Origin of the sequence: Kitasatospora putterlickiae (genome assembly GCF_039527695.1) — a bacterium.
GTDB lineage: Bacteria > Actinomycetota > Actinomycetes > Streptomycetales > Streptomycetaceae > Kitasatospora > Kitasatospora putterlickiae.
The window spans coordinates 1-4,507 of record NZ_BAAAKJ010000494.1 but is presented as its reverse complement, the minus strand read 5'-3'; the positions used below and the strand labels follow the sequence as shown (position 1 = coordinate 4,507).

At 76.7% G+C, this 4,507-nt stretch carries 3 protein-coding genes; all 3 read right to left on the bottom strand.

Features of this window, described 5'->3' with window-relative positions:
• Positions 1–737 (bottom strand): hypothetical protein (locus tag ABD308_RS37835; protein WP_344345372.1); only part of this gene is annotated, 737 nt, incomplete at its 3' end.
• Positions 734–1,972, bottom strand: a complete 1,239-nt coding sequence (locus tag ABD308_RS37830; protein WP_344345370.1) for a cytochrome P450 — start codon at positions 1,970–1,972, stop codon at positions 734–736. The genes ABD308_RS37830 and ABD308_RS37835, both read right to left, overlap by 4 nt.
• On the bottom strand, positions 1,969–4,507 hold a 2,539-nt coding region (locus tag ABD308_RS37825), incomplete at its 5' end, for a PEP/pyruvate-binding domain-containing protein (protein ID WP_344345368.1). The genes ABD308_RS37830 and ABD308_RS37825, both read right to left, overlap by 4 nt.

The window sequence follows — 4,507 nt, the reverse complement described above, 5'->3', positions numbered from 1 at the left end:
AGGACGACGGTGGCGCGCAGGCCGAACACGCGCACGTAGCTGCGCTCGTGCGGGCCGGGTGCGCGCACGATCTTGCGGGCGAGTTCGTGGTGGGTGGCGGCCAGCATGATCACCGCGAGCAGCGGGAGCGCGTGCCGGCCCTCCTGCCGCAGCAGGCCCGCGTCGATGCCGGTGTCGTGCAGGAACACGGCGTAGAGGTAGAGGTTGAGCAGGATCTGCACCGGGGAGCTGAGCAGGACGCCGGTGACCACCGCGTCGCCGCGCGGCCGGCCCAGGCGCAGTTCGGCGCCCACCAGGAGGGCGGTGTAGGCGAACTGGGCGGCGAGCAGGAGCAGGGCGGTCCGGTTGCCGGCGTTGAGCAGGAGCAGCAGGGCGGCGCCGGCGGCGGCGAGCGCGTAGAGGTCGCGCGGCAGCACGGCGCCGCGGGCCAGCGGGCGGGACGGGTGGTGGCGCCGGTCGTAGGGCAGGTCGCGCAGGTCGTCGGCGGCGCGCAGCAGGAGCAGGTCCACCAGGACGGTCAGCGCGGCCGTGGCGGTGCCCCAGCCGGGCCGCCAGTGCGCGAGGCGGCCGTCGGCGGCGGCGAACAGGCCGGTGGCGCCGAGCGCCCAGGCGGCGGCGAACACCAGGGACAGGGGCAGCGGGAAGCTGCCCCGGACGAAGGCGGCGAGGCGGGCGGCGGGCGGGCCCGGCTCGGCGGGGGCGGCGGGCGGGACCGGGGGCGCGGAGGGCCGGGTCATGCCGGCCGCTCGGCGGTCGTCCAGCGCACCGGCAGGCGCCAGACGCCGTTGATGAACATGCTCCGGCGCCACTCCAGGGCGGCCTCGGGGACGGCGAGTTCCAGCGTGTCGAAGCGGCGGAGCAGTGCGCCGAGGCCGATCCGCAGCTCGGCGCGGGCGAGTTCGGCGCCCAGGCAGAGGTGGCGGCCGTGGCCGAAGGCGAGGTGGGCGGCGACGTCCGGGCGGTCGGGATCGAAGGCGTCCGGGTCGGTGAAGACCGCCGGGTCGCGGTTGGCGGCCTCGGTGAGCGGGACGACGATCCGCCCGGCCGCCACCGGGCAGCCGCCCAGCTCGGTGTCCTCGGTGACCAGGTGGGGGGCGCCGCCGGTGTTGTTGAGGGAGGTGTAGCGGAGCATCTCCTCGACGGCCGCCGGGATCCGGTCGGGCCGCTCGCGCAGGGTCCTGGCGAGGGCGGGGTGCCGCAGGAGCAGCAGGACGCACATGCCGAAGGAGTTGCCGGTGGTCTCGTAGCCGGCCATCAGCATCCCGGAGCCGAGGGCCACCACCTCCTGGTCGGAGAGCCGCTGGCCGGGGTCGTCGGCGGGGCGCAGCGCGAGCCTGGTGAGCAGGTCGTCGGCCGGGGTTCCGGCCTCGGCGGCGCGCCGCTTGGCGGCGACCAGGGCGGCGAAGTACCCGTCCATCCGGGCCTGGGTGGCGGCGACCTCCTCGCGGGTGTGGCCGGAGGTGGACATCAGGACGTCGACGTCCGCGCGCAGGGCCGGGCCGTCGTCGAGCGGGACGCCGAGCACCTCGCAGATGACCCGCATCGGGAACGGCACGGTGAAGCCGCCGACCAGGTCGGCCTCGCCGGTCGCGGCGCCGCCGGTCAGTTCGTCGAGGAGTTCCTCGGCGAGGGCCTCCAGGCGGGGGTTCAGCAGGCGGACCTGACGCGCGGTGAAGGCGGGCAGGATGGCGCGGCGGCGGCGGGTGTGGTCCGGCGCGTCGGCGGTGGCCAGCAGGACGGACTCGGTCTTGCGGGCGAACAGCGGGCGGGCGAGTTCGGTGTAGCCGGCGCGGCTGAAGCGGTCGTCGCCGAGGACGGCGGTGACGTCCTGGTGGCGGGTGACCAGCAGGGCGGGTTGTCCGCTGGACAGCTGGACGGGGTGCGGGGCGCCGGTGCGCAGCACGCCGTGGTAGCCGTCGGGCGGGCGGACGTCCCCGGCCGGCGGGAAGGGGAAGCGGGCCGGGTCGGTCATGTCGTCTCGCCCTTCTCGGTGGTGGCGGTGGGATCGCCGTCGGGGGCGGCGGAGCGCCCGGCGGGCTGCCCGGCGGGCTGCTCGGCGGGCTGTTCGGAGGGCTGCTCGGAGGGCTGCTCGGAGGGCTGCTCGGAGGGCTGCTCGGAGGCCGGGAGCAGGCGAACGGTGCCGGCGGTGCCGTCGATCTCGATCCAGGCGCCGTCCGGGATCGCGGTGGTGGCCCCCGGGACGGCGACCACGGTGGGCACGCCCAGCAGCCGGCCGGTGATCGCGGTGTGGGACAGCAGGGTGCCGCGTTCCACGACCATGCCCGTGGCGGACATCATCAGGAACAGCCAGCCCGGATCGGTCTCCCGGGCGACCAGGACGTGCCCGGCGGCGAGGTCGGGATCGGTGGACGGGTCGAGCACCACCTTCGCCCGGCCGCGCACCACGCCGGCGCTGGAGCCGATCCCGCGCAGCAGGCCGTCACCGGTGGCGCCGGCCGCGCCCACCGCCACCGCGTGCGGCAGGGCCCGGGCGAGCGGCAGACCGGCGGGGGTGCCCAGCAGGGCGGGGCGCTGCGGGTTCCCGGCCCACCGCTCGCGCTGGGCGCGGCGCAGCGCGACCAGGGCGCGCAGGTCGCTGACGGTGCCGGTGCCGTCGAAGGCGCCGATGACCTCCTCCACGGTCAGGTCGGCGACGTCGAGCGGCTCGTCCAGGACGCCGGTGCGGGCGAGTTCGGCGCCGAGCCGCCACATCACGTCGCGGGAGAGGCCGAACAGCTGGGTGCGGCAGAACCGGGTGTCCTCGCGGATCCGGGCGAGGTCGCGGGCCAGTGCGGTGAGGCCGAGCAGGACGGCGCGCCGCGCCGGGTCGGGGCACACCTCGCGCAGCCGTGCGCGGGCGCGCCGGGCGGCGGCCTGCTCGTCGGCGCGGTTGGCCGCGACGGTCGCCCCCTGGCGCACCAGCGGGCGGATCAGGGCGAGCACGGTCCACGGGCGCTGGCGGGGGGTCGGCTCCTCCAGCTTGAGGTCGTGCAGCGCGCGGTCGCCGTAGCGGGCGAGGTAGCCGCGCGCGGCGACGGCGACCGGCTCGCCGTAACGGCCGGAGACGATCCGCTCCCACAGGTGCTCGGAGTCGGTGCCGTCGTCGAGCACGGCGGCTCGCAACTCGGGCACGGAGCCGACGAGTTCGGCCAGGCTCATGGCGGCGCGGACCGCCTCCAGCGAGCGGTTCTCGCGGCCCCCGCCCATCAGCCCGACCAGGACCTGGGGGCCCTCGCCGGTCCAGCGGCGCAGCAGGGCGCCGCCCGCGCCGAGCACCACCAGGGCGAGGAACGCGTTGACCAGGGTGACGCCCCAGCGCTCACCGGCGCGTTCCCACAGCCGGCGGTAGAAGGCGATCAGTTCCTCGGGCGAGTCACCGACGGTCTCCGCCTCGGCCATCCGCCGGTCCCACCAGCGCAGGAAGTCCTTGACCTGCCAGGGGTGCAGGAGGCCGCGCCAGGCGAGGCGCGGCAGCGCGCGGGCGACCGCCGGGGCGGCCCAGCGGCGCTCGCCGCGGGCCGGGCCGGTGATGCCCATCGCCTGTTCCCAGCCCCGGCGGACCAGTTCGAACATCGGCATCCGCCCGTGCAGGGCGTGCCAGTCGTCGAGCCGGTAGTAGACCTGGCCCTCCAGGTAGCCGACCATCCGGGCGAGGCGGTGCGCGTTGTCCCGCAGCCAGGACTCGGGCACGCCCATCCGCCGGTAGAGGTCGGCGAAGGAACGGCGGTAGAACTCGCGGGACTGGGAGTAGGTGAGGGCGCCGGAGACGCCGGGGAAGCTCTCGGTGATGTTGTGGTTGCCCCAGTAGACGCGGTCGGGCTGCCCGGCCGCCGGCGCGGACACCGGCCCGGCGACCAGCGGGCGGGCCTGGACCAGGTGGACGGTGCCGTCCTCGGTGAGGGCGCCCTCGATGTCCTGCGGGACGCCGAACAGCTCCTCCACCCGGGCGGCCAACTCCCCCACCGCGCGCACCTGGTCGTCGTCGAGGACCGGCACGTCCGCCAGGTCCCCGGGGACCGGCAGCGGCATTGGTGCGCCGGAGGCGGCGCCGTCGGGCAGGCCCATCGACCACCGCTTGTGCACGGTCCGGGCGCTCACCGCGCCGGTGGCCGGGTCGTGGAAGAAGTGGTCGACGTCGGCCTTCTCCTGGACGACGCCCTCGCCGATGCCGTACGCGGCCGCGACCACGCGGCGCGCCGAGCCGTCCCTGGGGTCGCGGGTGAACGCCACGAACGAGCGGGTGCCGAGCACCATCCGCTGCACGCCGACCGCGACCCGGGCGCGGCGCGGGTCGAGCCCGCGCAGGAGGCGGTAGCGGACCGCCTGGGGGTTGAAGGCGGATGCCCAGCAGCCCGTCACCGCGGCCGCCAGGCCGTCCCCGTCGACGTAGAGGAAGCTGTCGCTCATGCCCGCGAAGGGGTCGACGGCGCTGTCCTCCCCCACCGCCTCGGCCGCGCCGGGGGCGTCCGGGACGGTGGCGGCGGGCACCACGCAGGCGCGGACCGCG